We start from the raw sequence: 25,738 nt of genomic DNA on the forward strand, positions 1-25,738 counted from the left end.
TCATTTGGTGATGCGGCGGTGGCACATGAGAACCTCACCAACTGCGCTGGCAGCCCGTCTCCCGTGGCCGGTTGCACCGGCTGACCTGCCCACATCCCTCAGCCGACCCGCAGCCGGTATAACGCAGCGCACCAGCGGGTCTGCCAAGTTCACCGCTCGAACCCACGTGGCCGGCCCGGTCGTCCGGCCACGTGGGAAGCCATTCAAGCAAGCGCACGTGGCACGGCCAGGTCTGATCGAGGTGGACGTCGTAGCCGCTGACAACCGAACGGCACGGGCGTTCCAGGAGGCGATCGCCGCACAGTGGGCGACCGCGACGGCCGAGAAGGGCGCCTTCGGAACCGTGTCCTTCAGTTGCTTCTCCTGACCCCACCGTGCGCCTCCCCCATGGACGCTTTTCCCGTCTCCCAAGCGCCGGAACTGGCGACACTTGAATACGCGAGCCCACCAGTACCAAGGCCGCGCCCGCCGGGCGGACACGGCGCAACTCGCGTGTGGGGGCATCGTCGGCAAGCCCGGCCAGGGTCCCGCACCGGCGGGTGCCGGGCAGGGAGCATGGAGGGCATGACCACTGAGCATCCCGCCGAGCGGGGCGGCACCGGGCGCGACTTGTTCGCCGCCTTCTCCGAGCGGGCATCGAACGTCACCAGCTCGCCGCTGTTCTCCACCCTGTGCGTGCTCCTCGTCCTCGGCATGGTCGCCATACACCTTGCGCACCTGCCGCTGCCCTGGCTGATCTTCGCGGGGGACGTCACGGCGGCCGTCAACCTGCTCTTGCTCGCTCTGCTGACGAACACCGAACGGCGTGACGCGCACGCGGTTCAGCGCAAGCTCGACGCCATCGCGGCGGCAATGCTGGAGCAGCGCGAGGGCACAAGCCACACAGCGGCCGACGAGCTACGGCGTGCCATCCGTATGGAGGAGAAGCAGTAACGCAGCTGCGTCACGGACATCCGTCATCGAGGAACGCGACCGGATGCAACTTCGTGTCCTTCACTTGATCGTCTCCCCCTGACCAGCGCGGACGTAGTTCTTGGCACCTACAAGGTCCGCGAGCAGTCCCAGCACCAGGTGCCGCATTCGGCGACGGGGTTCGACCCGGGCGAACCTGCCTGCGATGCGGTCCATCAGGCCCTCGAACGCTTCCTGCCAGTGGGCAGCGTCTACGCTGTGAACTGCGGCCACAGCGTGATCGTTTGCCTTCACACGCCGATGATCAACGGTGGCCGCGTCTACGAGTGCCAGCGGGTTGGAAAGGCTCGTCGAAGGAGGCGCAGTGCTGGGATTGCTGGGTTTCTACGACGAATTGGACAACCGCTGCGGCCAGCCGAACGGATCGATAGGCGATGCAGTCCAGCCTGTCGGTGAGCCGGATGAAATGGACCTGGTGGCCTACCTGGACGCCGGCCACGCCCTCATCGACGTCATGGAAGGCGGACGTGACGTCATCACCGGGAGCGCCCACCGGCACTCTGCGGGGTGCTCTTCGCTGGTGACCGACGGTTCCTGGCTGTGGCGCCTGGACTTCCCGCACTACTTGGAAACGCACCATGTTTCGCTGCCCGGCGCGTTCATCGAACACGTCCGCAGCCTGAACTATCAGATGCCCACCGTCATCGTCGCTCAGTTCGCTCCGCACTGCGACGAGACCATGCCCCTGGTCGGCTGGGCCTCGGCTGTCCCGTGGCGATCGACGGCAACCACGCTCGTACCTGAACCACGAGCAGTGACCAGCAAGACCCAGTTCGACGCCGCGACGCTGGCCCAGGAACGAAACCGGCCGCACGGCAGCTGGGGCAGGCCACGCAAACCGCGCAGAACGTAGCCGCCACCAGCCAAGAGCGATCTACAGCTGGAGTACTAGGACGACCGGATAAAGTGCCGCGTCGGCAGTCTGGTTACTTGAGGAGCGAAGCGTGACCGACATCAGCGAGGCCCGATCCGCGGACGGTGCAGCGCGTGCGACCAGGCAGAGCCTGCTGCGCCGCCTGATGCGCTACATCCCTTTGATCGCCCCCGTCCTGCTGTGGACCGTGCCCTGCTGGGTGCTGCTTCACGCCGGCCAGCACTGGCCGTTCCCTGTCACGCTGGCCGGCACCGCCCTGTTCGCCCTCGGCCTGATCGCAATGCCGCTCGCGATGGCGCGCGGCCACGGCCGACGGCAGCAGGACCAGGCGGCGATCGTTGGGGACACCCTCCTCGGGGCCAGCTGGGTCCTGTTCACCTGGTCTCTCCTGCTCGGCGTCCTCCTCCGCCTCGTCCTGACCGTGGCCGGCGTGGGCGACGGGCAGAACCGGGCCCGGATCGTCACTTGGACGGTCCTCGGCGTAGCCGCCGTGCTGCTCGCCTGGGGATACACCGAGGCCCGCCGGGTACCACGGGTACGCCACCTCGACGTACAACTCCCGCGCCTGGGAGCCGGATTGGACGGCACGCGCGTCGCCCTCATCACCGACACCCACTACGGCCCGCTCGACCGCGCCCGCTGGTCGGCGCGGGTCTGCGAGACGGTGAACACTCTGCAGGCCGACCTGGTCTGCCACACCGGCGACATCGCGGACGGCACGGCCGAACGCCGCCGCGCCCAGGCCGCCCCGCTCGCCACCGTGCGAGCCACCCGGGCCCGGGTCTACGTCACCGGAAACCACGAGTACTACAGCGAGGCCCAGGGCTGGGTCGACCTGATGGACGAGCTGGGCTGGGAGCCGCTGCGCAACCGCCATCTACTGCTCGAACGCGGCGGCGACACCCTCGTGGTCGCCGGCGTGGATGACGTCACCGCCGAATCCTCCGGCCTGGCCGGCCACCGCGCCCACCTCGCCGGAGCCCTGAACGGCGCCGACCCCGACCTACCCGTCCTGCTCCTGGCCCACCAGCCCAAGTTCATCGACCGGGCCGCAGCCGACGGCATCGACCTCCAACTCTCCGGCCACACCCACGGCGGCCAGATCTGGCCCTTCCACCACCTCGTCCGCATCGACCAGCCCGCCCTCGCCGGACTCAGCCGCCACGGCAACCGCACCCTCCTCTACACCAGCCGCGGCACCGGCTTCTGGGGCCCACCCTTCCGCATCTTCGCCCCCAGCGAGATCACCCTGCTCATACTCCGCTCCCCGCAACGACCCCCCACGCAGTAACAGGGAGCGGGCCGACAATCCCTCGTGACTCCTCCCCCTCATAAATGAGGGGCTTCTCGCTACGCCGGTACGGCTTCGCGACGGACCAGCCAGGCCCGCAGAACGTTGGTGGCTCCCACCGTGTCCGCGTGCGCTCTGTGGCCGCACGAGACGCAGTGGAACTTTTCCTGTGTGGGCCGGTTCTCCGCGCTGGTATGCCCGCATTCGGGGCACTGGCGGGAGGTGTTGCGGGGGTCCACGGCGATCACTTCCCGTCCGGCGCTTTCAGCCTTGGCGTGCAGGATCGTCAGGAACACCCCCCATCCGGCATCCGCGATCGAGCGGTTGAGTCCGACTTTCGCACTGGCCCCGTTGGGCAGGAAGGCGCCCGACTTGGCAGGGTCGGGCTTCGGTGCAGCACGCCGGACCATGTTGCGGATCTTGAGGTCTTCGTGCGCGATGAAATCGTGTGCGCGTACGAGATCAAGGGCGGTTTTGTGTGCGTGGTCGAGGCGCTGGCGGCGGACCTTGCGGTGCAGCTTCGCGACCTTCTCGACCGCACGCCGGTGGTTGGCTGTCCGCCTGTCGCGGCGCACACGCAAAAACCTCGACAGGGCCTGCTGTGCGGCTTCTAGCTTCGCGGCGCTCTTCGCCCCGTGGCGCGGGTTGGGGACGAATCCGCCGCTGGAATCGGCGAGGAAGCTGGCTATGCCCAGGTCGATCCCGACGACCAAACCCGTCGCGGGCAGCGGTTCGGGCTGGACCTGTTCGGCACTCAGCACGACGAACCACTTCCGGCCCTCTCGTTTGACGCTGATCGTCTTGACCCTGCCGGCCACCGCCCGGTGCTGGTGCACCTTGACGTGCCCGACACCTTGAAGGCGGACGCGAGTCACCGGGTCGTGCGGCGTGGAGTCCCACCGGCAGCCGTCCCCGTCCCTGGGAAACTCCACCGTGTCGAACCAGTTCACCCCACGAAAGCGCGGATAGTCGGGCTTCTCACCGGACTTGACCCGGCGGAAGAACGCCGCGAACGCCTTGTCCAACCGCCGGAGCGTGGCCTGTTGTGAGCTGAACGACCAACGGCCCTGACGCTCCGGGTCGAACGCCCGGATGTCCTTGAGCTGCACGGACTGCTGCCCGTACTTGATGCTCGTCTTCGAGGCGTGCCGGTAAGCGTCACGGCGCTCCTGCAACGCACCGTTGTAAAGGGAGCAGTGATCACGCAACATCTCACCGAGCGCCTGAGTCTGCCGCACCGTGGGCCGCATGAGGAACTTGTACGCACGAATCACCCGGCCCACCCCCTTCGGCTCTTGTCAGCAACATAACCGAGGCCACTGACAGCCCCTCCGCAGACAGAACACCCACGCACACCTGACCCGTCAGAGCAGCCCCGAGATGCGATTCCCGCCCCGGCTGAAGCCGGGGATACCCACGCAAGAGAAGGGATGGACCGGTTCACCGAGTCGAAGCCTGCCTCGTCCTCTCATGCACCGAATCGGCTTGCCATCAGCTGCAGTTTGAGCCGGATGCGTTCATCTTGCCTGCGACAACAGCCCGAACGTGGATGCGTTGGAAACACCCGACAGCGTAGTGCTATCAGCTGCCGTCAAGGGCAGAGAGGACGATGGCGTCTGCACCAAGCAAGGGAAGCTGCAGCAGGTGACGGTGAAGCTGGACCGCCCCATTAGGGACCACGTCCTGCTCGACGCGATCACCGGCAAACCGGTTGCCTTCAAGCGGCTGCATGGACCCTCGCCAAGTTGGAGCTGATCCGACCACACCGAGCCGCCGCCCGCTTCAGAACCGTCTTCGCCGACGGCGAACCCGGCTCTGTGTGTGCCGACAATTACGTTCGAGCAGGTCACCGCAGTCATGGCGTCGATCGCACGGCGCGGCAGGATGGTCACCCGGCACCACCGCGCACCCCACAGCCGACTGGGTCACCCAGACGATCAGGAACCTCGTGATGGATGTTCAGGACGCAGGCACCCGCGTGAAGTTTCGCGGCTTTGGCCTGCACGTTTGCTGATTCTGATGACGCGGCCTCGGACGGGCATGCGACGATCTGCGGATGTCGCTGTCGGTCGTTGCCTCGCTCGTCCGAAATCTGATCACGGCGCCCGCTGCTGTGCTGCGTGCCCGCGTGGCCAAAGATGCGGAAGTACTGGCGCTACGGCACGAGAACGCAGTGCTGCGCCGTCAGATCACCCGGGTCCGCTACCAGCCGGCCGACCGAATCTGGCTTGCCGCACTCTCACGACTGATCCCACGCGCCAATGGCGCCAGGTCTTTGCAGTCACCCCCACCACACTGCTGCGCTGGCACCGTCAACTCATCGCCTGAAAGTGGACGTTCACCCAGCGCCGCCGCCTTGGGCGACGTTCTACCGGCCCCATCGTCAAGCAACTCATCCTGCGCCCGGTCCGAGAGAAAAGCAGCTGGGACCACCGTCGAATACAGGGCGAACTCGCCCGCCTCGGCTACCCGATCGCTCCCTCCACGGTCTGGGAAATCCTGCACGCCGCCGGCATCGATCCCACCCCGCAGCGCGCAGGGCCGACCTGGCACCAGTTCCTCACCGCACAGGCCCGCGGCATCCTCGCCGCCGACTTCCTCCACCTCGACACCGTCACCCTCAAACGTCTGTACGCCCTGGTCTTCATCGAACATGGCACCCGGCGCGTCCACCTCGCCGGCATCGCCACGGACGAGCTCAGCCACCGCCGCATCGCCGCGTTCGTCGAGGTAGCGCCAGGGGATCCCACGTCCTCTCACGGGGAAAGGGGGTGCGGTCTTCCAGTAGCCATCTCCGCGTCACCGGCTCCTCTGCCTTCCGGGCTCTCGGGAGCCGGCGCACGCAGCGATCAGTACTGCTCGGTCTCCACGAAACCCGCGTCCGCGTCGTTGTCCGCGCCAAAGGCGTCGGCGGCGGCGGTCGGGTCGAAGCCGGGAGGCGAGTCCTTGAGTCCGAGGCCCATGCCGGCCAGCTTCGCCTTGACCTCGTCGATCGACTTCGCACCGAAGTTGCGGATGTCCAGGAGGTCCGCCTCGGAACGGGCCACGAGCTCACCCACGGAGTGGACCCCCTCGCGCTTGAGGCAGTTGTACGACCGAACGGTGAGGTCCAGCTCCTCGATCGGCAGTACCAGATCCGCAGCGAGCGCGGCGTCCGTGGGGGACGGGCCCATGTCGATGCCCTCGGCTTCGGCATTGAGCTCGCGGGCGAGACCGAACAGCTCGACCAGGGTCTTGCCGGCCGACGCCATGGCGTCACGCGGACGCATGGCCTGCTTCGTCTCGACGTCGACGATCAGCTTGTCGAAGTCGGTGCGCTGCTCGACACGCGTGGCCTCGACCTTGTACGTGACCTTCAGGACCGGCGAGTAGATCGAGTCGACCGGGATGCGCCCGATCTCCTGACCGACCTGCTTGTTCTGAACGGCGGAGACGTAGCCGCGACCGCGCTCGACGGTCAGCTCCATCTCCAGCTGGCCCTTGCCGTTGAGCGTGGCGAGGACGAGGTCGGGATTGTGCACCTCGACACCGGCCGGGGGCGCGATGTCGGCGGCGGTGACCAGTCCCGGGCCCTGCTTGCGCAGGTACATCACGACGGGCTCATCTTGCTCGCTGCTCACGACGAGCTGCTTGATGTTGAGGATGAGGTCGGTGACGTCTTCCTTGACGCCCGGCACGGTGGTGAACTCGTGCAGGACACCGTCGATACGGATGGACGTGACCGCCGCACCCGGGATCGAGGAGAGAAGGGTCCGGCGAAGAGAGTTGCCGAGGGTGTAACCGAAGCCCGGCTCCAGCGGCTCGATGACGAACCGGGAGCGGAACTCGTCGACGACCTCTTCGGTCAGGGACGGACGCTGAGCAATCAGCACGAGGTGTTGCCTCCAGTGGTTCGGCGCCCGCTATGTGACGCGTAGACACCACGAAGGGTACGTGCGATATGGGCGATACGGCCTCCGAAGGGGCCGAACTGCCCGCCTCCGCCCGTCTGCCGGCCACTCGGCGGGCCCAGCTCTCGCCGGCGTGGGGCCCGACGATCAGCTGCTCCTACTCCTGGGCGTCAGTCATACGCCCAGGGCCGGGACTGGTACAGCCGGGTGTGATATGGGCCTCCGCCTCCAGTCCGGTGGGGTCGTCGCTGGCACGGAGCACCTGCTCGACGCCGCGCTGGTGAACAGCCGCTGGGGACAGCTTTGTGCGGAGTCGGTCTCGGTGGTCGGGCCGTGGGCTGCCAACTGTGCGATCACGCGCTGGTAGGGGACGGTGCGCAGGACGAACGCGCTGACCCAAGTCGGCCCCCGCTTACGGCTCGGTCCGCGATTGATGGTGGGTGTAGCTCCGTCTCGGGGGCAGCTGATCTGGGGTGTTGCGACGAGCGTTGACCAGCCCGAGGTGTTGTGATGGGCGGTGCTCGGTCGGGATATTCGCTGGTCTCTGCTTGTTGATGGTCGTCATACTGCCGCGATGGATCCAGTGACTGTTGAGACCGACCGTCTGGTGCTGCGGGCCTTCGCACCTGCCGACGTGGATGCGGTGTACGGGGCCTGCCAGGACGAGGACATCCAGTTCTACACCCCGGTGCCGGTGCCGTACCGGCGTGCGGACGCGGAGAAGCTCGTCGGTGAGAAGCTGCCTGCTCAGTGGGCCGAGGACAGGGACTACACCCTCGGCGCGTTCCGCAAGGACACCGGTGCCCTGGTCGGCTCGTACTGCCTGACCCTCATCAGCCGCGGCGTCTGGGAGCTTGGTTACTGGGCGGTCAGGGAGCAGCGCGGACGCGGGTACTCGGTGGAGGCCGCTCGGGCCCTGTGCGACTGGGGCTGGGCCACGCTCGACGTGCACCGCATCGAGTGGTGGGCCATGGCCGGGAACACCGGTTCGCGTGCCGTCGCCGAGAAACTCGGCTTCACCGTCGAAGGGACACTGCGCAATCGCAGCATCGCCAACGATGGCAAGCCGCACGACTGGTGGGTGGGCGGACTGCTGAGGCCCTGATGCTCGGGCCGATGCTTCGCTGGCTGCGTTTGCTCTTCTGCAGGGAAGGTCCCAGCTCGGACAGTTCCCGCAGAAGAGCCACACCCATTGATCATCGGCGGGCAGCCGTGACGTGGCAGTGGCCGCACGGGTTCTTCGAGTGTGACCAAGAAGTGGGCCCGTGCGGCCTTGACCCATCCTGCCTTCTGCGGCGTCTCGCGTGCACATCTCGGCGATGTGATCGAAGAGTTGGCCGATCTGTGGCTCGCCCGGTGCGAGTCGGAGCTTCGTGAGCGGCGTGGTGCCGAGCGGCAGCGGGAGGCCGGTGCCGGCCCGAAGCACGACCTGGTCTTCACCGACCGCCTGCTCGTCACCCTGGTTCATCTACGCACCGGGCTCCCGCACGCCGCGCTCGCCGAGCTGTACGGCATCGCCCGCTCCACGATCTCCCGTGCCATCGGGGAGATCCGCCCGTTGCTGGCCATGCGTGGCTTCGCAGTCCCCGACCACTCAGGCGTGCGACTTCGGACCCTGGCGGACGTGTTCGCCTACGCCGAGGCCGCGGGGGTCCGGTTGCGGATCGATGGCGCCGAGACCCAGGTTCGTCGCCCGAAGGCAGGCAGGCCCGGACGGCGGGCCTTCGTCTCCGGCAAGAAGAAGCAGAACACCATCAAGACCACCACCATCAGCGACGGACAGGGCCGTCTGCTGTGGTCGGGTGCGGACCGCCCGGGCCGCATGCACGACCAGACCGCGATGCGCACCGAGGGTACCGCCGAGCAGTTCCGGCTTCACCCGAAGGTGACGGCCAAGGTCGACGAGGGCTACCGGGGGCTGGCCAACGAGTTCCCTGACCAGATCAGCGCCCCTCCGACGAAGCCGAAGGGCGACGCGCCGCTCGGCGAGCAGTACGCCTGGCGGGAGATGCGCCGACGGCAGTCCTCGCAGCGGATCTGCGTCGAGCACGCCCACGCCGAATTGCGGCAGTGGTGCCCGCTCCAGCGCTACACCGGCCCACGCGAGGAGTACGCCGCGACCCACCAGGCGATCGCTTCATTGGTTTCGGACCGTTCGGCTCGCCGACCGAGCCGCCGCAAGCCGAGCACCGAGCTCGTGCTCGCCCGGCAGGTCGCCTGCTGATCAACCACCAGCCGACCCGCCAGGCCAGCACGCCCAAACCTCAATCGCGGACCAAGTCGTTACTCCCCAGCAGCGCGTGGAGGGTGCGATGGGGTGATGTAGCCGACTCCTCCGGTGACCGTGATCAGTCCGGTGTCCGCGACGGCGCGCCGTAACCGGGGGCTGGGCTGGTGGTGTTCCAGGTTCCGTCGTAGGCCTCGTCGAGCAGGCCGACGGCCAGGGCGTACTGGACGGCGTTGTCGGCGGTGTCGAGCCCGATGCTCTGGTCTGCAGCTTCTCCACGCGGGGTAACGGCCTCCACGGCGCCTGGGATGAACCTTCGATGCCGCTATCGATCGTCACCGCGCTGGTCCGGAATCTGATCAAGGTGCCCTCTGCCGTGCTGCGCAGCCACGTGGCGAAAGACGCGGAGGTGTTGGTGTTGCGGCACGAGAACGCGGTGCTGCGCCGCCAGATCGCCAGGGTCCGCTATGAGCCCGCCGACCGGATCTGGCCGGCCGTCCTTTCCCGGCTGGTCCCGCGGGAACGCTGGCGCCAGGTCTTCGCAGTCACCCCCCACCACCCTGCTGGCCTGGCACCGACGACTCGTCGCCCGCACGTGGACACTCCCCCGACACCGCCGCCCAGGCAGACCGTCCGCCGCATCCACCGTCAAGCAGCTCATCCTGCGCCTGGCTCGGGAGAACAACAGCTGGGGCCACCGCCGGATACAAGGCGAACTCGCCGCCTCGGCCACCCGATCGCCCCGTCCACCGTATGGGAGATCCTCCCGCTCCGCCGACCACGTGCTCGGGCACATCACCGAGGAACTGGAGCTGGTCTGCATCCGGGTGCCCCGCATCGTCGCCGCCGCGCTGGACCGGGAGGCAGTCGTGCTCGGGGCGGTCCGGATCGCCCTGGACATGGTCGACGAGCGGTACTTCACCCCCGGGACGGGGGAGCCGCTCGCGCCTCCGCAGGGACATGGGACCGCGGCCCGGAAGTGAACAGGGAGGGGGACGGGACTTCTCAACCGGGATACGGGACACCTCAAGGGACCAGGGCGCGCCGCCAGGGGCGGACGTGCCGCTACCTCCGCGTCGACCCCCGGGGCCGGAAACGAGCCGCGGTCACCCGGGGCGACGCCGCCTCCTCGCCGGTGATCAGCGCCTGGAGGATGTCCAGCAGGGCCCCCACGCTCTCCACCGGGTTGAGCTCGACCGCCGAGATGGCCGGACGGCTGTTGCGCGCGTGCTCGGAGTCCGACCCCGTCACCACCAGGGTCCGCTCGGGCACCTTCACACCGCGCGCCATGAGCCCCTGCTGCACGCCGGCCGCGTGCCGCCCGGTGAGGCAGAAGACCGCGTCCGGCACACCGTCCTCAGCGATCTGCGCAGCCAGCCCCACACCGCCCTCGACGCCCGCACGCTCGGCCAGTGTGTACAGCCGGGGTGGCACTTCCCGCTCGGCACACCAGCTCAAGTAGGTCTGCTCGTGCTCGACGTTCCATGCGTTCGGGTCGGTGCCGCGCACCAGGGCGACGCTGCGCGCGCCCGCTCCCTCCAGATGGGAAAGGACCATGCAAGCGGAGGCGACGTCGTCCTCCGACGCCCAGTGCGGGAAGTCCGGGCGCCCGGGGACACGGCCGTAGGTGACGTACGGGATGCCCCGCTTCTCCAGCAGCGCTACGACGGGGTCGTCCAGGTGGGGGTTGGTGACGATGTAGCCGTCCATGGAGAACGTGAGCGGTGGCACCGGCGTCCGCGTCAGGTCCGGCACCAGCATGAGGCTCAGTCCCCTGGCCAGCGCCTGTGAGGCGGCCGCGCCCACGAACCGCTCGAAGACGTCGACGCCTGCCGGGGTGTAGTCACCCAGGGCGTCGAGGGAGCGGAGTACCAGGCCCACCGCCCCCATGGTGGAGCGGCGCAGGCCACGGGCGAGTGCGTCGGCCTCGTAGCCCATGTCGTCGGCGACGGCGCGGATGTGCTCGCGGGTGGCCGCACTCAGAGTGCCCTTGCCGTTGAGGGCGTGCGACACGGCGGTGATGGAGACACCGGCCCGCCGGGCCACGTCCTTGATGGTGATGCCCTGCGTCCGCGCCACGGTCCCGCCCGAATTCTCGAAAACCAATACCTTCCCGGCATTGTATAAAACGTTTTACCTTTCTAGCGTGATCCGCGCCGCACCGAACTCGTCAGCGGCGTCCGTGGGTGACCACGTCCCCACACCATGCCCGGAAGGATCCCCCGTGGAGCTGCACACCCTGAAGACCGAGACGGTCGATCCCTCAGAACGCGGATCGCTTCTCGGCACCCGATACGGCGCTCAGGTCCGGCGGGCCGGCGAGCTGTACCTGGAGCACTTCGCGCTGCTGGGCATCCCGGCGGACCGGGTGCGGGACATCGCGGATCGCAGCCATGCGGCCCTGCGCGCCTGGGCGCCGGACCTCGCCGAGGAGTCCGAGGCCTGCGCCGACGCCGCCGGTGCCGACCGCTGGACGGTGGCCGCCGTCGGAGCCCGTACCGAGATCCTCGCCGCCTGCCGGCCGGCCCCGGAGGGCGAGTGCTCGACGGCCGTGTTCGCGCCCGCGGGACGCCGGCCCGAGACGATGCAGACGTGGGACTGGCACGACTCGCTCGTCCCGGACGGCCTGCTGCACGAACTGACCCCGCGCGAGGGACGCACGGTGAAGCTGTTCACCGAGTTCGGCGCCGCGGGCAAGATCGGCGTCAACAGCGCGGGCCTCGGCGTGCACTTCAACATCCTTTTCCACCAGGCCGATTCCGACGCCGGTGGCGTCCCCGTGCACGCGATCGCCCGCCACATCCTCGACGAGGCGGACACCCTCGCCCAGGCCGTCCAGCTCGCCTCGACCGCACGCGTCAGCGCCTCGACCTCGCTCACCGTGGTCACCCCGGGCTCCGCCGCGAGCCTCGAACTCTCCCCCGCCGGACTCGCGGTGGTCCCCGCCGGTGAGGACGGCTGGCTGCTGCACACCAATCACTTCCTCGACGCCGGACTCGGCACCGGGGACGTCCACTCCCCCGAGTCATCGACGGCGGAACGCTTCGCGCACCTGCGCACGGTCCGCTCCGCACTGCCCGGGCTCACCCCCGCCGAGCGCGCGAAGACGCTGTGCGGCAGCCCCGGGCCGGACGCCGTCATCTGCATGCGACCGGACGAAGACAAGCCGCTCCACGAACAGTGGGGCACCTTGCTCACCGTCGGCCTCGATGTCGCGCACTGCGCCCTCGACTACGTGGCCGGTACGCCGGACGAAGCCGCACAGCTCGGCCTCACCCGCTTCTGACCCCCTGGGCCCCCCACCCCAGGCGTTCCTTCCCCATCCGCTCCGCCCCACCCCGTCCCCTGGAAGGACCTGCCATGACGGACACCGTCCGGCCCGGCCTGAAGGCACAGGTGGCCACAGCCACGCGCACCTTCTTCATCTCCGGCTTCGGAACCGCCCTGGAGTTCTACGACTTCATCATCTACGGCCTCGCCGCCGCCATCGTCTTCCCGAGCGTCTTCTTCCCCGGCTTCGACCACACGGTCGGCACCCTCGTGGCATTCGCGGCGTTCGGCAGCGGCTTCGTCGCCCGCCCTCTCGGCGGCATCGTGATCGGCCACTTCGGCGACCGCATCGGCCGCAAGTCCATGCTGATCCTCACGCTCGTGATCATGGGGAGCAGCACCTTCCTCATCGGCTGTCTGCCCAGTTACCAGAGCGTGGGCGTCGCCGCGCCGGTGATGGTCGTGGCGCTGCGCCTCATCCAGGGCTTCGCGGCCGGCGGTGAATGGGGCGGCGCGTCCCTCTACGGCATCGAGAACGCGCCGGAGGACCGCCGCGGCCTGTGGGGCAGTTTCACGAGCACCGGAATCGGCATCGGCAGCCTCTTCGGAACCGGCGTCTTCGCCCTGATCACCCTGCTGCCCCAGGAGGATCTGAAGGCGTGGGCCTGGCGCGTGCCGTTCTGGCTCGGCGGCCTGCTCGTCCTGATCGGCGTCGTGGCTCGCAGCCGTATGCCCCAGGAGGAACGCCGCACCGGGCACGCTCCCCGGGTGCCGATCCTCGACTCCATCAAGCGCCACCCGCGCCAGATGCTCCTGGCCATCGGCGTCGCCTTCGGCTACAACACCCTGGCCTACATCGGCTCCATCTTCACCGTGACGTACGCCGAGGAACTGGGCTACGACTACACCGAGTCGCTCCTGCTCCAGGTAGCCGGCTCGATCGCCTTCACGGTGGCCGTGCCGGTCATGGCCAAGCTCTCCGACCGCGTCGGCCGCAAGCCGGTCGTCATCATCGGCACCCTCGCGTACGGGGCGTTCTTCTTCGCCTACTTCCCCATGGTGAACGGGCACGTCCTGGCGCTGGCGACCGTCGCCTACGTACTGGTGAACGTGCTGATGGCCGCTCCCCAGGGCTGCATCCCCGCCTTCCTCGGCGAGCAGTTCCCCGGCAGCACCCGCTACTCGTCGATCTCCGCCACGTACCAGACCGGTGCGGCACTTGGTGGCGGCACAGCGGCCACCGCCGCGACTGCCCTGCTCCTCGCCTTCGACGGCAACCCGATCGGCGTCGGACTCTACTCAGGCGCGGCCGCGGTCGTCCTGGCCCTCTGCGCCTGGGGCCTGCGGGAGACCTTCAAGGTCCCGACGGCAGAGCTCGGTTCGGCCACGAAGGACGACCACGGCGCGAAGGCGGTGCTGGACACAATGGCTACCTGAGGCCGTTCGGCGACCGTCTCAGGGCCTGGCCCGAGTACGCGACACTCCCCGACGGCGATCGGGTTGACGACCGTCATGGCCGTCCGACGGGCGACCCTCTTCCATCCACCGCCCGCCAGCACGGCGCCGCGCGCCTCGAACAGCGCGAACCGCACGGGAGATGACGACTGCGAGCACCGACGCGTGCAGCGGGTCGGTGCGAATCATGCCGATCAGGACGTGGGCCAGTTCCCCAGTTCCATGCCGACGAACACGTCGCGGACGGCGCCACCGCCACCGACCGTGTAGGCGACTTTCGCGACCGGGACGGCCAGGGCCAGCGCGATCAGGACGGTGTGCCCGGGTCCGCCCTTGCTGTCGGCCGCTCTGGCCTGGTCCCCCGCGTGGCCGTTCCCGGCATGGTTGCCCGCGATGTGTGCGTCCGACGTGGCGCCCACTGAAACACAACGAACTGCCTGGTCCCGAGGCGCGACACGACCCGGCCGCCGCGGAGGGGACCATGCTGGCCCTCAGCCCATCGACACACCGGCATCGACCGCGGCGAACCAGGCATCGCCGATCAGCCGGTGGCCGAGCGGGCTCGGATGGACCCCGTCCGGGGCCGGCTCTGCCACGGGCCCGGCCACCCGGGCCTCACCTTCAGTCCGCGCAACCCGCTGGTGCGCGCCGGGGACATGCCGCTGGAGCCGGGCCGCCGCATCGACCATGTGCCGGCGCGCTCGCCAGGGGGCGTGGGGCTGGCTCGTCACGGTCACGCCCTCCTGTCGCCGGGCACGACGGACGGAGACGCCACGGACGCAGGCTCTTACGCGGGTGACCGGGCGGCCGACCGTGCGTCCTCCGGCACTCCTTGCCCCCGCGCCTCCGCCCGCCGTGAACTGCCTCCGTTGAACGCCAGGTTCAGCCCGAACGCCACCAACGTCGCGCTCGTCACCGGCGACCCCAGCACGATCCCCACCCCCTCCGGGAACCGGCTGTACAGATCGGGGGCCACCTCCGGTGCCATGCCCGCGCCGATCGACACCGCCACGATCAGCAGATTGTGCGTGCCGTCGAAGTCCACCTTGCGCAGCGTGCCGATGCCGACCGCCGCGACCGTCGCGAACATCACCAGACCCGCCGCGCCCACCACCGGCTGCGGCAACCCGGCGACCAACGCGCCCAGTTTGGGGATCAGGCCGAGCACCACGAGCATGCCGCCCGCGATCGTCGCGACGTGGTGACTGCGCACCTTCGTCATCGTCACCAGGCCGACGTTCTGCGCGAACACCGTGTCCAGGAAGGCGTTCATGACGCCGCCGAGGACGCCGGACAGGCCGTCCGCCGCCAGGCCGCGCGCCATGTCCGCCGTCGTCAGCCTTTTGCCCGTGAGCTCCGCGACCGCGAGGAGATCCGCCGTCGACTCGGCGAACAGCACGAGCATCACCACGCACATCGAGAGCACCGCGACCGCGGGGAACTGCGGCGCCCCGAAGTGGAACGGCGCGCTGACCCCGATCCAGTCCGCCGTCCGCGCGCCCGAGAAATCGATCAGACCGAACGGCACCGCGACCGCTGTCCCCGCCAACAGGCCGAGAAGTACGCCGGTTTGGGCGAGGAAGCCGCGCCCGAAGCGCGCCACCAGGAGAATCACGATCACCACGAAGGCGGCGAGCGCGAGCCGCGAGGGCGCGGCGTGGTCGGCAGCCTTGGGGTCGTTGCCCACGACCAGGTTCACCCCGACGCCGATCAGCGCGAGCCCCACCACCGTGATCACCACGCCGCTCACCAGCGGAGGGAACAAGCGCACCGCTTTCGCGAACGGATAGGCGACCAGGAGGCCGAAGACCCCGGCCCCGAGCATCGACCCATACACCGCCTGGAGGCCGTACTCCCCGGCGATCAGGATCATCGGCGTCACCGCGGTGAACGCCGCTCCCGCCATCACCGGCATCCGCACGCCCAGGATGCGGCCGACCCCGGCGCCCTGGATCACCGTGACGACGCCCGCGACGAGCAGATCGGCGTTGATGAGCACGGCGACCGTCGCGGCGTCGAGGCCGGCCGCCGCGCCGAACACCAGCGGCACCGTCACACACCCCGTGTACATCACGAGCACATGCTGCAGACCGAGCACCGCGAGCCGTCCGAACCCGCCGCCGGCCCAGCTCCTCGTGGACGTCGTCACATCAACCACCTTTCTAGCGCGCGAAGTTCGCGGCGATGCGCTGCTGGATGTAGTCCGCGGCCGTGATCGGCGGATAGCGGCCCGCGGGCCCCTCGATCACCACGTCACGGTCGGCCTGCGCGAAGAACGCGATGCTGTAGCGGGCCGACCGGTCGTCGCCGGGACCCGGAGACTTGACCCGGTGGAAGTTCGACGGCAGTCGGTCGTCGCTCCACCGCATCAGCATGTCTCCGATGTTGCAGGTGATCACGGAGTCGGCCGGCTCGACCGGCGTCCACTCCTGCGCCTCGGCCTCCTTGCCCGGGCACACCTGCAGCCCGCCCTGGCCGTCCCTCTGGAACAGCAGCGTCAGGCAGTCGAAGTCCGTGTGCGCGCCCGCCCGCCAGACGTCCGCCGGGATTTCGACGTTCTCGGGCACGGCGAAGTAGTGCAGCATCCGCAGCGTCGACTGGTACTGCTCGCTCGCCGGGTCGTGGGCGCGCGCGAAGAACCCGTCGGGCAGGCCCAGCCGGTCTGCGAAGCACGACAGCACGCGCATCGCCAGCTCCCTGCACCGTGCCTCGAACGCGAGCGTGCGCTCCTGGAACCCGGGCAGCGCGTCGTCCGGCCACAGCCCGTCCATGTGCGGCCGGGTCAGCTGGTACGACTCCTTCCGGTCCGGCGTCCCGATCGACGGACGGACCTGGGTCATGGACTCCCAGCCCGAGTTGAGCCCCTTCTTCAGGCCGTGCCGCGCCTTGGTCCCCTCCGACAGAGCGAAGAACCGCTCGGCGTCGGCGAACGCCCCGTCCACTGCGTCCTGTTCGATGCCGTGGTGAACGAGCTGGAAGAAGCCGATGTCGGTGGCGGCGACCCACAACTCCTCGGTGATCTCGGCCTTGCGGGCGTCGAAGTCGCTGAGGTCGATCCGGTGGATCTCCCGCGCGGAGGTCTCCGTCCCGGCCCCGCCCATCCGGGTCTCCTTGGCCAACTCGGCCATGCTGTAGGTCATTTCGGTCATCGCGGTGTCGCTCCTCGAAGCGATCGTGAGGTCGTCGGGATGCAGTCACCGCCCCTGCGATCCCCACCGCGGACGCTCAAAGGCCCGCGGGCACGGTCGCGGCGGACCCCTTTGCGGGCCCGGCGCCGTGGGCTGGCACGAACCCCGAATCGCTGTAGCTCTGCTTTCGCGGGGTCCGTACGCGATGCGTTCAGCCTGCCCGGCGTGTGTTTCCGCCGGGGATCACGGCGTTACGCGGCCGTAAAGCCGAACCCGGCCGCCAACTCCCGTGACGGCAGCCGGACATGCTCCCCGTCCCGCACCAGCACCTCGCCGCCGACCATGACCGCCGCCACGGTCCGGGGCCCGCACACGTCCGCAACGTGGCCCCCGGATCGCGTACGGGAAAGCAGGCGTAGTCCCGTTCGAATCGATGCAGGACGAGGTCGGCCTGCATGCCAACCCGCACCCCTTCGGGGACCTCGCTTCCCGCCATCGGGTCCGGCGTCGCCGACCAGAGTCTCATCGGCGGGCTCGCCCTGCTCGGGATGGCCGCGGCCGTCGCCCGCACGGAAGCCACCAGCAAGGAGTGGCTCTCCGACGCTCTCAAAGACTTCTCCGCCGACCGAATTGCAGACCAGGGGCGGCGGGTGGTGCGGGCTAGCGGCACCGCTCGCCGTGCGCGAGCGGTGGGAGGCCCAGCTCACGACTCGGGTCGGGTCGGGTCGGGTCGGGTCGGGTGCGTCAACTCCCGGACATCGACTCTGAGTTCAATCTCGACTCACCCATCGATCCGGTCGATTGTATTCAGTATGCTTACGACCGGCCTTACACCCGCATCGCGCCACCCGGAGGAGCCATGGCAGTCCCGCACCCCGAACTGCTCGCGCACATGACCATCCACGCGCCGGACGGCATCGTCATCGTCGACAGCGCGGGGCTCATCGAGTTCTGGAACAGCGGCTCGGAGCGGATCTTCGGATGGAAGGAGAGCGAGGTGCTCGGACAGAGCCTCGACCTGATCATCCCCGAGCGGCACCGGCGCCCGCACTGGAAGGGTTTCCACGCGGCGATGGCCAAGGGCTCCACCCACTACGGTGCGAGCGACCTGCTGACCGTGCCCGCGCTCAAGGCCGACGGGTCGAGCCTGTCGATCGAGTTCAGCGTGTGCCTCCTACCCGATCCGCAGGGCGGCACCGGACATGTCGGAGCCGTCATCCGTGACGTCACCGCGCGCCGCGCTCAGGAGAAGGTGCTGCGCCGCCGCCTCGCCGACGCGAACGCCGGCGCCACGACCGTGTGAACGGAGAACAGTGAGGAGGGCAGGGAACCCGGATTCCCTGCCCTCCTCACTGTTCTCCGTTCTCGGGGACCGCACATGTCTCCGGGACTGCACACGTCTCCGAGACCTCACACGTCTCCGGGTCCGCACACGCGGGTGCCCCGCACGCTCGTCGCGCACGGGGCACCCCCTTGTCCCCTGACTCGTGCCTCCCCCTGCCGCCTGACCCCTGCCGCCAGGCGGACAGGCGTCAGGCGACGACGGAACCCTCGTGCAGCTTGCGGATGGCGTCCGCGTCGTAGCCGAGGTCGGCGAGGACTTCGTCGGTGTGCTCACCGAGCAGCGGCGCGCCCTTGATGTCCGGCTGGAACGCGGAGAACTTCACCGGGCTGCCCACCGTCAGATAGGTACCGCGCTCCTTCTGCTCCACCTCGACGATGGTTCCGCTCTTACGCATGTCGGGATCCTCGGCGAGCTCCTTCATCGACAGGACCGGGGCGCACGGCACCTCCCACTCACGCAGGATGTCGACGGCCTCGTACTTGGTCTTGTCGGCGAGCCACTTCTCGATCTCGCCGAAGATGTCCATGATGTGCGGTTGGCGGGCGCGGGCAGTGCTGTACTCCGGGTCGTCGGCCCACTCCGGGCGGCCGATGGCCTCGGCCGTGCGCTTCCAGTTCTGCTCCTGGACGGTGAAGTAGATGTAGGCGTTGGGGTCGGTCTCCCAGCCCTTGCACTTGAGGATCCAGCCGGGCTGGCCGCCGCCGCCCGCGTTGCCGCCGCGCGGCACGGCGTCGCCGAACTCGCCGTGCGGGTACTGCGGGTACTCCTCCAGGTAGCCGATCTTCTCCAGGCGCTGCTGGTCGCGGAGCTTGACGCGGGTGAGGTTGAGGCACGCGTCCTGCATGGAGACGGAGACCTTCTGGCCGAGGCCCGTCTGGTTGCGCTGGATGATGGCCGTGAGCAGCCCGATCATCAGGTGCATCCCGGTGTTGGAGTCGCCGAGGGCGGCGCCCGAGATGGTGGGCGGGCCGTCCCAGAAGCCGGTGGTGGAGGCGGCGCCGCCGGCGGCCTGGGCGACGTTCTCGTAGGTCTTCAGGTCGTTCCACTTGGACTGCTCGTTGAAGCCCTTGACCGAGCCGAAAATGAGGCGCGGGTTGAGCTCGTGGATGTGGTCCCAGCCGAGGCCCATCCGGTCCATGGCGCCGGGCGCGAAGTTCTCGACAAGGATGTCGGCCTCGCGGATCAGCTTCTCCATGACCTCCTTGCCCTCGGCCGTCTTGGTGTTGATGGCCAGGGAGCGCTTGTTGGAGTTGAGCATGGTGAAGTACAGGGCGTCGAGGTCCGGGATGTCGCGCAGCTGCTGGCGGGTCACGTCGCCGCCGTTGATGCGCTCGACCTTGATGACGTCGGCGCCGAACCAGGCGAGCATCTGCGTACAGGCAGGGCCCGCCTGGACCCCGGTGAAGTCGATCACCTTTATGCCCGCGAGCGGCTGTTCATTCATGTCTGAGTCCTTCTCGTGATGGGTTGCGCAGCGAACAGTGGCTGTGCGTACGCAAGTTGAGAGATGGCTTGCCAAAAGGTGCGGGCGGTCACTTCTTCGACGGCACGATGTTGCCGACGGTGATGCCCTTGGGGTTGAGGTGCGAGATGTGACCGCTCTCCGTACCCGCGCCGGGGTCGATGGCGCAGTCGATCAGGACGGGTCCGCCCGCTGCGAGCGACTCGGTGAGCGCCGCGGTGACCTCGGCGGGCGTGGTGGCGCGGTAGCCCTTGCCACCGAACGCCTCGATCATGAGGTCGTGCCGGGCGGACAGCGTCAGGGTGGTGGGCGACGGGGCGTCGTCGCGCGGGTTGACGTCGTTGCCGCGATACACACCGCCGTTGTTCATGATCACGGTGGTGACGGGGAGCTGGTAGCGGCAGATCGTTTCCAGTTCCATGCCGCTGAACCCGAAGGCGCTGTCGCCCTCGACGGCGATCACCGGCTGGCCGGTCTCCACGGCGGCGGCGATCGCGTAGCCCATGCCGATCCCCATCACACCCCAGGTGCCGACGTCCAGGCGGTGGCGCGGGACGTGCATGTCGATGACGTTGCGTGCCATGTCGAGGGCGTTGGCACCCTCATTGACGAGGTAGGCGTGCTGGTTGTCGCGCAGCGCGTCGCGTACGGCGCGCAGCGCGCCCATGAACTGCATCGGGTGCGGGTCGGCCGCCAGGCGCCCGGCCATCTTCTCGACGTTCTGCGCGGAGCGCGCCGCGAGCTCCTCGCGCCAGGCGGCGGGTGCGGAGATCTGTCCCGGCTTGGCGCGCTCGGCCAGCGCCTCCAGCACGGACTCGACGTCACCGACGAGGGGGGCCGCGATCGGCTGGTTGCTGTCCAGCTCCCTGGGCTCGATGTCGACCTGGATGAACTTCGCGTCGGGGTTCCACTGCGGCGCCTCGCCGTGCCCGAGCAGCCAGTTGAGGCGGGCTCCGACGAGCATCACGACGTCGGCCTTGCGCAGCGCGAGGGAGCGGGCGGTCGCCACCGACTGCGGGTGGTCGTCGGGCAGCAGGCCCTTGGCCATCGACATCGGTACGTACGGGATGCCGGTCGACTCGACGAACTCCCGGATCCTGTCGTCGGCCTGGGCGTAGGCGGCGCCCTTGCCGAGCACCACCAGCGGCCGCTCGGCGCCGGCGAGGAGTTCGATGGCGCGATCCACCGCCTCGGGCGCGGGCAGCTGTCGCGGAGCCGGGTCGACCAGCCGACTGAGGGTCTTGGCGCCCTCCGCCTTGTCCATGATGGAGCCGAGTACGGCGGCCGGGATGTCGAGGTAGACGCCGCCCGGCCGGCCGGAGACGGCGGTGCGCAGCGCGCGGGCGATGCCCCGGCCGATGTCCTCGACCCGGCTGATGCGGTACGCGGCCTTGCAGAACGGCTGCGCGGCGGCGAGCTGGTCCATCTCCTCGTAGTCGCCCTGCTTGAGGTCGACGAGGTGGCGCTCGCTGGACCCCGAGATCTGCACCATCGGGAAGCAGTTGGTGGTGGCGTTGGCCAGGCCGACGAGTCCGTTCAGGAACCCCGGCGCGGACACCGTGAGAGCGATGCCCGGCTTCTTGGTGAGGTAGCCGGCCGCGGCCGCGGCGTGGGCCGCGTTGGACTCGTGGCGGAAGCCGATGTAGCGGATGCCCTCGGCCTGGGCGAGCCGGGCCAGATCCGTGATCGGGATGCCGACGACGCCGTAGATGGTCTCGACGTCGTTCAGCTTCAGAGCGTCGACGACCAGGTGGTACCCGTCGGTGAGCTCGGCCTGTGCGTCGGCGTTCGCCGCTGTCTCCTGTGGTGAGGGGGCGGTCATGGTCCGAGGTCCTCCTTGGGCAAGTGATGCTGTGCGGCTTGTGGATCCACCTTCCGCACTGCACCCTCGCCCCGTCCAAGACCTGACGACGACCAACCGATAACCAGTATTTATCAACGGCCGGAACGGGCCCGGGCACCTGCGGTGATAGTCGGCCACTATCAGCCGTTCACCGTTGCGCATTGGACGCTGACGGGCCACGGCCCCCAGGCTCGCAGTCGACCGTTTCAGCTCTGTCGACCGTTTCGGCTGTGTCGGCTGTTCGCCTCAACCGGCGTGAGGAGGTGCGGTGATGGCCACAGTGGCCACGGCGTCCGTGCGTGAACCGGACCGCTACCACGCCCCCGCGCTCACCGGTCTCGTCGATCTGCTGTCGCGGCCCGTGCGGGCGCGTCCGCACGCGCGGGCCCTCGTCGTCGGTGCGGAGCGCGTCGAACTGTCGTATGCCGCTCTCGCCTCGCTCGCCGACGACCTGGCCCGCCGGCTGACGGCCGCCGGGGTACGGCCCGGGGACCCGGTGGGACTGGTCGCCGCGAACACCGTCGAGTACGTCGTGTCCCTCTTGGGTGCGGCCCGGGCCGGCGCGGTCGTCGCCCCGCTGGATCCGGCTCTGACCGCCGGACAACTGGCCGCGCGGCTCAAGATGTTCGGGGCGAGGGTGGTGCTGTGCGGGCCCGGTACGCCCGCGGGCGTACCGGCCTGGCCCGTGCGGGTAAGCGTCGCGCCCGGCGCCCCCCGCATGGTCACGCTCGACACGACGCGCGCGCCGCTCGGCCTGTACGGGACACCCGCACCGGGCCTCGCCCCGGACGACGCCCTGATCCTGTCGACGGCGGGCACCACGGACCGGGCCCGCCTGGTGCCGCTGACCCACGGGAACGTCGCCGCGGCGGTGCGTGTGCTGTGCGCGACGTACGAACTGGGGCCGCGGGACGCGACGGTGGCGGTCATGCCGCTGTTCCACACGCACGGGCTGGTCGCGGCGCTGCTCGCCACGCTCGCCGGCGGCGGGTGTGTGCTGCTCCCGGCCGGGGGGCGTTTCTCGGCGGACACGTTCTGGGACGACATGCGGGCGGTGGGGGCCACCTGGTTCACCGCGGTGCCCGCCATCCACGAGATCCTCCTCGACCGCTCGGCGGTCGAACATCTCGCGCCGCTCGTGCCGCCGCTGCGCTTCGCCCGCAGTTCCAGCGCTCCGCTCAACACCGCGACCCAGAGGGCTCTTGAGCGCACGCTCGGGGTGCCGCTGCTGTCGGCGTACGGCATGACGGAGGCCGGCCATCAGGCGAGCAGCGAACCCCTGCCGCCGACCGGTACGTCCAAGCACGGATCCGTGGGCCGGCCGACCGGGACGCGGATTCAGGTCGTCGACGCGTCGGGGCAGGCGTGCCCGCCCGGTGTGCAGGGCGAGGTCTGGGTGCGCGGCCCCAGCGTGACCAGGGGCTACCTCGCCGATCCGGCGGCGACGGCGCACGGTTTCGGCGGAGGCTGGCTGCGCACCGGGGACCTGGGACATCTGGACGCCGACGGCGCTCTGTTCCTCACCGGCCGGATCAGGAATCTGATCACGCGGGCGGGCGATCAGGTCAGTCCCGAGTACGTCGAGGACGTGTTGTGCGGTTGTCCCGCTGTCGCCGAGGCCGCCGTGTTCGGGGTGCCGGACGAGCGGCACGGGCATCGGGTGGGCGCGGCCGTGGTGCTGCGCGAGGGGGAGGACGCGGAGCCATCCGAGATCGTCAGGTACTGCCGGGGCCGGCTGGCCGCTTTCGAGGTGCCCGAGCGGATCCGGATCGTCGAGGCGTTGCCGCACACGGCCAAGGGAGCGCTGGACCGGCAGGCGGTCCAGCTCCGTTTCGCCCGGTGACGTAGCGGCCGGGCGGGCCCGCCGGACCCGCCCCGCTTCAGCGGACCAGGCGTTCGGCCACGGGCAGCGGCTGGTCGAAGAAGTCGTCCAGGCGCAGTGAGGCCGCCGCCGTCATGAACGCGCGGGCCGCGAGCGAGCCCGGCGTCGCGTCGTGGATCGCGACCGAGATGAGCGCCCGCGCGTCCGGTTCGACGAGGCGCAGCGCGCGCATCCGGCCGGTGACCGGCAGGGCCCTCAGCCAGGTGTGGGGCACGATGCTGGTGCAGGCGCCCGCGCCCACGTTCGCGTACAGGGTCGCCACCGAGTCGGTCTCCACCTGCGGGGTGACAGTGACTCCGCTGCGGGTGAACGCGGCGTCGATGACCTGACGGATCCGCATGTCGGGGGTGAGCAGCGCGAGCGGCAGCTGGGACGCCTCGGCCCAGGTGAGGGTGTCGGACTGGGGCAGCAGTTGATCGGCCGCGGCAAGCAGCATGTACCGCTCCTCGTACAGCGGTGTCACCTGGAGTCCGTCCCGGTCCTCGGGGCCGAAGTGGGCGATGGCCGCGTCGAGCTCGAAGGCGCGCAGCTGCCGGATGAGTTCCGTGGTGGACAGGCGGGAGCGCACTTGGACCTTGGCCAGCGGGTGCGCGGTGCAGAACGCCATCACGGGCAGCGCGAGCGTCGTCGAGGCGGTGGGCTCCGCGCCGAGGCGCAGCGTCCCGGTGATGCCCGACTGGACGGCGGCCACCTCGGCCTTGAACGCCTCCTGCTCGGCGAGAATCCGCTTGGCCCAGACGACCAGGCGCTCGCCTTCGGGCGTCAGGCCCTGGTAGTTGTGGCCGCGGTTGATCAGTGTGACGTTGAGTTCGCGCTCCAGTTTGGCGATCGACACGGACAGTGCAGGCTGCGAGACGAAGCAGGCTTCCGCGGCGCGCGCGAAGTGCCTCTCCCGGGCCACCGCCACGAAGTACTCCAGCTGCCGGAAGAGCATGCCCCGCCTCCTGCTTCGTCCCCCGCATCCCATGCGTCCCCGCCGCCGACCAGGTCGAACACACCTGCGGTGGCCGCGCTGCCCGAGCTTACCCGGCGGTCTCGGCGGCGCCATGCCCGTACCGAAGGCCCTGCTCCCCCAAGGTCATTGGGGGAGCAGGGCCGCGCTTCATCCCGTGCCGGTGCGGCGTGCCAGCAGGTCGGTGGCCGCGTGCACCGCTCGGAGCCTGGGTGCCTCGGCACCCGTGATGTCGGCCATCTCCACCACCGCGGTCACGATGGCGTCGAGTTCCAGCTGCTTGCCCGCTTCCAGGTCCTGGAGCATCGACGTCTTGTGGTCGCCGACGCCCTCCGCGCCCCGCAGGCGCTTCTCGATGGAGATGTCCGGGTTGCTGCCGACCCGGGCGGCAATGTCCAACGTCTCCTCCATGAGCTGGGCCACCAGGCGTCGTGTCGGCGGATGTTGGCAGATCTCCACCATCGTGGCCCGGGTGAGGGCGCTGATCGGGTTGAAGGCGACGTTGCCCATCAGCTTGATCCAGATGTCGTCGCGCAGGTTCGGCTCCACGGGGCACTTGAGCCCGCCCGCGACCATCGCCTCGCTCAGCGCGGTGCACCGCGCCGAAATCCCGCCACCGGGTTCACCGATGGAGAAGCGGGTGCCTTCGAGGTGGCGGATCACGCCAGGGGCATCGATGACGGTGGCGGGGTAGACCACACAGCCCACGGCCCGTTCCGGCGCGAGGACCTTGCTGGTCGCACCGCCCGGGTCCACCGCCTCGATCCGGCGGCCCTCGTAGGGTCCCGCGAGCCGGTGGAAGTACCACCACGGGATGCCGTTCTGCCCGGCGACGACGGCGGTGTACTCGCCGAGGAGCGGTTCGATCAGCGGGCCGCTGGACGGGTAGGAGTGTGCCTTGAGCCCGAGGAACACGAAGTCCACGGGTCCGATCTCGGTGGGGTCGTCGGTGGCGTGCGGGTGGGCGACGAAGTCTCCGCGCGGGCTGATGACCCTGACCCCGCGCTCGCGGATGGCCTGCAGGTGCGGACCGCGGGCGATCAGGTGGACATCGGCACCACCCCGGTGCAGGGCCGCTCCTACGAAGGCTCCGATCGCGCCGGCTCCGAGGACAGCAATCTTCACGGCAACTCCTCTCGGGAGGAAG

General features: G+C 69.4%; 25 protein-coding genes and 3 pseudogenes. 14 read left to right on the forward strand and 14 right to left on the reverse strand.

Annotation, left to right across the window (positions count from 1 at the left end):
- Positions 1-25 precede the first annotated feature (25 nt).
- Both OG698_RS09355 and OG698_RS09360 read left to right on the forward strand, forming a co-directional pair.
- A complete protein-coding gene (locus tag OG698_RS09355) occupies positions 26-367 on the forward strand; it encodes a DUF6207 family protein (RefSeq protein ID WP_406110935.1) in 342 nt (113 codons plus the stop codon).
- Positions 368-564: 197 nt separating this feature from the next.
- Positions 565-933, forward strand: a complete 369-nt coding sequence (locus tag OG698_RS09360) for a hypothetical protein (protein ID WP_406102573.1) — start codon at positions 565-567, stop codon at positions 931-933.
- A 60-nt stretch (positions 934-993) separates the two neighbouring features.
- Here the strand turns inward: OG698_RS09360 and OG698_RS09365 are convergent, their stop codons facing one another.
- The gene (locus tag OG698_RS09365) at positions 994-1,206 is read right to left on the reverse strand and encodes a hypothetical protein (RefSeq protein ID WP_406102574.1); all 213 of its coding nucleotides are present in this window, start codon (positions 1,204-1,206) and stop codon (positions 994-996) included.
- A 70-nt stretch (positions 1,207-1,276) separates the two neighbouring features.
- Between OG698_RS09365 and OG698_RS09370 the strand changes: the two genes are divergently transcribed.
- Both OG698_RS09370 and OG698_RS09375 read left to right on the forward strand, forming a co-directional pair.
- Entirely contained in the window at positions 1,277-1,825 is a 549-nt protein-coding gene (locus OG698_RS09370) for a hypothetical protein (RefSeq protein ID WP_406102575.1), read from the forward strand.
- A 91-nt stretch (positions 1,826-1,916) separates the two neighbouring features.
- The gene (locus OG698_RS09375) at positions 1,917-3,137 is read left to right on the forward strand and encodes a metallophosphoesterase (RefSeq protein WP_406102576.1); all 1,221 of its coding nucleotides are present in this window, start codon (positions 1,917-1,919) and stop codon (positions 3,135-3,137) included.
- Between the two features lie 59 nt (positions 3,138-3,196).
- Here OG698_RS09375 and OG698_RS09380 read toward each other — a convergent pair whose 3' ends face one another.
- Positions 3,197-4,411, reverse strand: a complete 1,215-nt coding sequence (locus tag OG698_RS09380; RefSeq protein WP_406102577.1) for an RNA-guided endonuclease InsQ/TnpB family protein — start codon at positions 4,409-4,411, stop codon at positions 3,197-3,199.
- Between the two features lie 271 nt (positions 4,412-4,682).
- On the opposite strand from OG698_RS09380, the gene OG698_RS09385 reads away from it, so the two are divergent.
- Together OG698_RS09385 and OG698_RS09390 are read left to right on the forward strand one after the other, a co-directional pair.
- A complete protein-coding gene (locus OG698_RS09385) occupies positions 4,683-4,892 on the forward strand; it encodes a hypothetical protein (RefSeq protein WP_406102578.1) in 210 nt (69 codons plus the stop codon).
- Between the two features lie 301 nt (positions 4,893-5,193).
- Positions 5,194-5,822 (forward strand): annotated as a pseudogene (locus OG698_RS09390) (integrase); the annotation flags it as partial.
- A gap of 164 nt (positions 5,823-5,986) precedes the next feature.
- Here OG698_RS09390 and OG698_RS09395 read toward each other — a convergent pair.
- Complete coding sequence (locus tag OG698_RS09395) at positions 5,987-7,009, reverse strand: DNA-directed RNA polymerase subunit alpha (RefSeq protein WP_406102579.1); 1,023 nt, start codon at positions 7,007-7,009, stop codon at positions 5,987-5,989.
- A 592-nt stretch (positions 7,010-7,601) separates the two neighbouring features.
- On the opposite strand from OG698_RS09395, the gene OG698_RS09400 reads away from it, so the two are divergent.
- Positions 7,602-8,132 (forward strand): GNAT family N-acetyltransferase, encoded by a 531-nt coding sequence (locus tag OG698_RS09400; protein ID WP_406102580.1) that lies wholly within the window; start codon positions 7,602-7,604, stop codon positions 8,130-8,132.
- A 168-nt stretch (positions 8,133-8,300) separates the two neighbouring features.
- Complete coding sequence (locus OG698_RS09405) at positions 8,301-9,251, forward strand: transposase family protein (RefSeq protein WP_406102581.1); 951 nt, start codon at positions 8,301-8,303, stop codon at positions 9,249-9,251.
- 124 nt (positions 9,252-9,375) lie between these two features.
- Here OG698_RS09405 and OG698_RS09410 read toward each other — a convergent pair whose 3' ends face one another.
- Positions 9,376-9,552, reverse strand: coding sequence for a hypothetical protein (locus tag OG698_RS09410; protein ID WP_406102582.1), 177 nt, complete (start codon positions 9,550-9,552; stop codon positions 9,376-9,378).
- A 21-nt stretch (positions 9,553-9,573) separates the two neighbouring features.
- Between OG698_RS09410 and OG698_RS09415 the strand changes: the two are divergent.
- Positions 9,574-10,113 (forward strand): annotated as a pseudogene (locus OG698_RS09415) (integrase); the annotation flags it as partial.
- Positions 10,037-10,237 carry a hypothetical protein gene (locus OG698_RS09420; RefSeq protein ID WP_406102583.1) on the forward strand — a complete coding sequence of 67 codons (201 nt, stop codon included), beginning with the start codon at positions 10,037-10,039 and terminating at the stop codon, positions 10,235-10,237. The pseudogene OG698_RS09415 and the gene OG698_RS09420, both read left to right, overlap by 77 nt.
- An 82-nt stretch (positions 10,238-10,319) precedes the next feature.
- On the opposite strand, the gene OG698_RS09425 is transcribed toward OG698_RS09420, so the two are convergent.
- A complete protein-coding gene (locus OG698_RS09425) occupies positions 10,320-11,333 on the reverse strand; it encodes a LacI family DNA-binding transcriptional regulator (protein ID WP_406102584.1) in 1,014 nt (337 codons plus the stop codon).
- A 145-nt stretch (positions 11,334-11,478) separates the two neighbouring features.
- Between OG698_RS09425 and OG698_RS09430 the strand changes: the two genes are divergently transcribed.
- Together OG698_RS09430 and OG698_RS09435 are read left to right on the forward strand one after the other, a co-directional pair.
- Positions 11,479-12,540, forward strand: coding sequence for a C45 family autoproteolytic acyltransferase/hydolase (locus tag OG698_RS09430; RefSeq protein WP_406102585.1), 1,062 nt, complete (start codon positions 11,479-11,481; stop codon positions 12,538-12,540).
- Positions 12,541-12,614: 74 nt separating this feature from the next.
- Positions 12,615-13,961 (forward strand): MFS transporter, encoded by a 1,347-nt coding sequence (locus OG698_RS09435; RefSeq protein WP_406102586.1) that lies wholly within the window; start codon positions 12,615-12,617, stop codon positions 13,959-13,961.
- A gap of 47 nt (positions 13,962-14,008) precedes the next feature.
- Here the strand turns inward: OG698_RS09435 and OG698_RS09440 are convergent.
- The 5 genes and pseudogenes from OG698_RS09440 to OG698_RS09460 form a co-directional block, all read right to left on the reverse strand.
- Positions 14,009-14,374: pseudogene (locus OG698_RS09440) on the reverse strand (hypothetical protein); the annotation flags it as partial.
- A gap of 96 nt (positions 14,375-14,470) precedes the next feature.
- On the reverse strand, positions 14,471-14,710 hold the full coding sequence (locus OG698_RS09445; RefSeq protein ID WP_406102587.1) for a hypothetical protein: 240 nt from the start codon (positions 14,708-14,710) through the stop codon (positions 14,471-14,473).
- Between the two features lie 56 nt (positions 14,711-14,766).
- On the reverse strand, positions 14,767-16,050 hold the full coding sequence (locus OG698_RS09450) for a nucleobase:cation symporter-2 family protein (RefSeq protein WP_406110937.1): 1,284 nt from the start codon (positions 16,048-16,050) through the stop codon (positions 14,767-14,769).
- A gap of 91 nt (positions 16,051-16,141) precedes the next feature.
- Positions 16,142-17,128 carry an isopenicillin N synthase family dioxygenase gene (locus OG698_RS09455; RefSeq protein ID WP_406102588.1) on the reverse strand — a complete coding sequence of 329 codons (987 nt, stop codon included), beginning with the start codon at positions 17,126-17,128 and terminating at the stop codon, positions 16,142-16,144.
- A 230-nt stretch (positions 17,129-17,358) separates the two neighbouring features.
- On the reverse strand, positions 17,359-17,481 hold the full coding sequence (locus OG698_RS09460) for a hypothetical protein (RefSeq protein ID WP_406102590.1): 123 nt from the start codon (positions 17,479-17,481) through the stop codon (positions 17,359-17,361).
- Between the two features lie 485 nt (positions 17,482-17,966).
- Here OG698_RS09460 and OG698_RS09465 point away from each other — a divergent pair, with 485 nt between their 5' ends.
- Positions 17,967-18,410: a PAS domain-containing protein gene (locus OG698_RS09465; protein ID WP_406102592.1), complete on the forward strand. Its 444-nt coding sequence runs from the start codon at positions 17,967-17,969 to the stop codon at positions 18,408-18,410.
- Positions 18,411-18,639: 229 nt separating this feature from the next.
- Here OG698_RS09465 and frc read toward each other — a convergent pair whose 3' ends face one another.
- Entirely contained in the window at positions 18,640-19,896 is a 1,257-nt protein-coding gene (frc, locus tag OG698_RS09470; protein ID WP_266557359.1) for a formyl-CoA transferase, read from the reverse strand.
- 88 nt (positions 19,897-19,984) lie between these two features.
- A complete protein-coding gene (gene oxc / locus OG698_RS09475; RefSeq protein WP_406102593.1) occupies positions 19,985-21,736 on the reverse strand; it encodes an oxalyl-CoA decarboxylase in 1,752 nt (583 codons plus the stop codon).
- Between the two features lie 292 nt (positions 21,737-22,028).
- On the opposite strand from oxc, the gene OG698_RS09480 reads away from it, so the two are divergent.
- Positions 22,029-23,600: a FadD7 family fatty acid--CoA ligase gene (locus tag OG698_RS09480; protein WP_406102595.1), complete on the forward strand. Its 1,572-nt coding sequence runs from the start codon at positions 22,029-22,031 to the stop codon at positions 23,598-23,600.
- A 37-nt stretch (positions 23,601-23,637) separates the two neighbouring features.
- On the opposite strand, the gene OG698_RS09485 is transcribed toward OG698_RS09480, so the two are convergent.
- Entirely contained in the window at positions 23,638-24,573 is a 936-nt protein-coding gene (locus OG698_RS09485) for a LysR family transcriptional regulator (RefSeq protein WP_406102597.1), read from the reverse strand.
- Positions 24,574-24,741: 168 nt separating this feature from the next.
- Complete coding sequence (locus tag OG698_RS09490; RefSeq protein WP_266557367.1) at positions 24,742-25,716, reverse strand: 2-dehydropantoate 2-reductase; 975 nt, start codon at positions 25,714-25,716, stop codon at positions 24,742-24,744.
- Positions 25,717-25,738 lie beyond the last annotated feature (22 nt).

The organism is Streptomyces sp. NBC_01003 (assembly GCF_045162695.1).
Taxonomy (GTDB): domain Bacteria; phylum Actinomycetota; class Actinomycetes; order Streptomycetales; family Streptomycetaceae; genus Streptomyces.

Excerpts from the sequence above, each read along its gene's own strand:
- OG698_RS09450 (WP_406110937.1), bottom strand. The coding sequence starts at position 16,050 with ATGTACACGGGGTGTGTGACGGTGCCGCTGGTGTTCGGCGCGGCGGCC.
- OG698_RS09355 (WP_406110935.1), top strand. The coding sequence starts at position 26 with ATGAGAACCTCACCAACTGCGCTGGCAGCCCGTCTCCCGTGGCCGGTT.
- oxc (WP_406102593.1), bottom strand. The coding sequence starts at position 21,736 with ATGACCGCCCCCTCACCACAGGAGACAGCGGCGAACGCCGACGCACAG.
- OG698_RS09465 (WP_406102592.1), top strand. The coding sequence starts at position 17,967 with ATGGCAGTCCCGCACCCCGAACTGCTCGCGCACATGACCATCCACGCG.
- OG698_RS09360 (WP_406102573.1), top strand. The coding sequence starts at position 565 with ATGACCACTGAGCATCCCGCCGAGCGGGGCGGCACCGGGCGCGACTTG.
- OG698_RS09455 (WP_406102588.1), bottom strand. The coding sequence starts at position 17,128 with ATGACCGAAATGACCTACAGCATGGCCGAGTTGGCCAAGGAGACCCGG.
- frc (WP_266557359.1), bottom strand. The coding sequence starts at position 19,896 with ATGAATGAACAGCCGCTCGCGGGCATAAAGGTGATCGACTTCACCGGG.
- OG698_RS09485 (WP_406102597.1), bottom strand. The coding sequence starts at position 24,573 with ATGCTCTTCCGGCAGCTGGAGTACTTCGTGGCGGTGGCCCGGGAGAGG.
- OG698_RS09435 (WP_406102586.1), top strand. The coding sequence starts at position 12,615 with ATGACGGACACCGTCCGGCCCGGCCTGAAGGCACAGGTGGCCACAGCC.
- OG698_RS09480 (WP_406102595.1), top strand. The coding sequence starts at position 22,029 with ATGGCCACAGTGGCCACGGCGTCCGTGCGTGAACCGGACCGCTACCAC.
- OG698_RS09400 (WP_406102580.1), top strand. The coding sequence starts at position 7,602 with ATGGATCCAGTGACTGTTGAGACCGACCGTCTGGTGCTGCGGGCCTTC.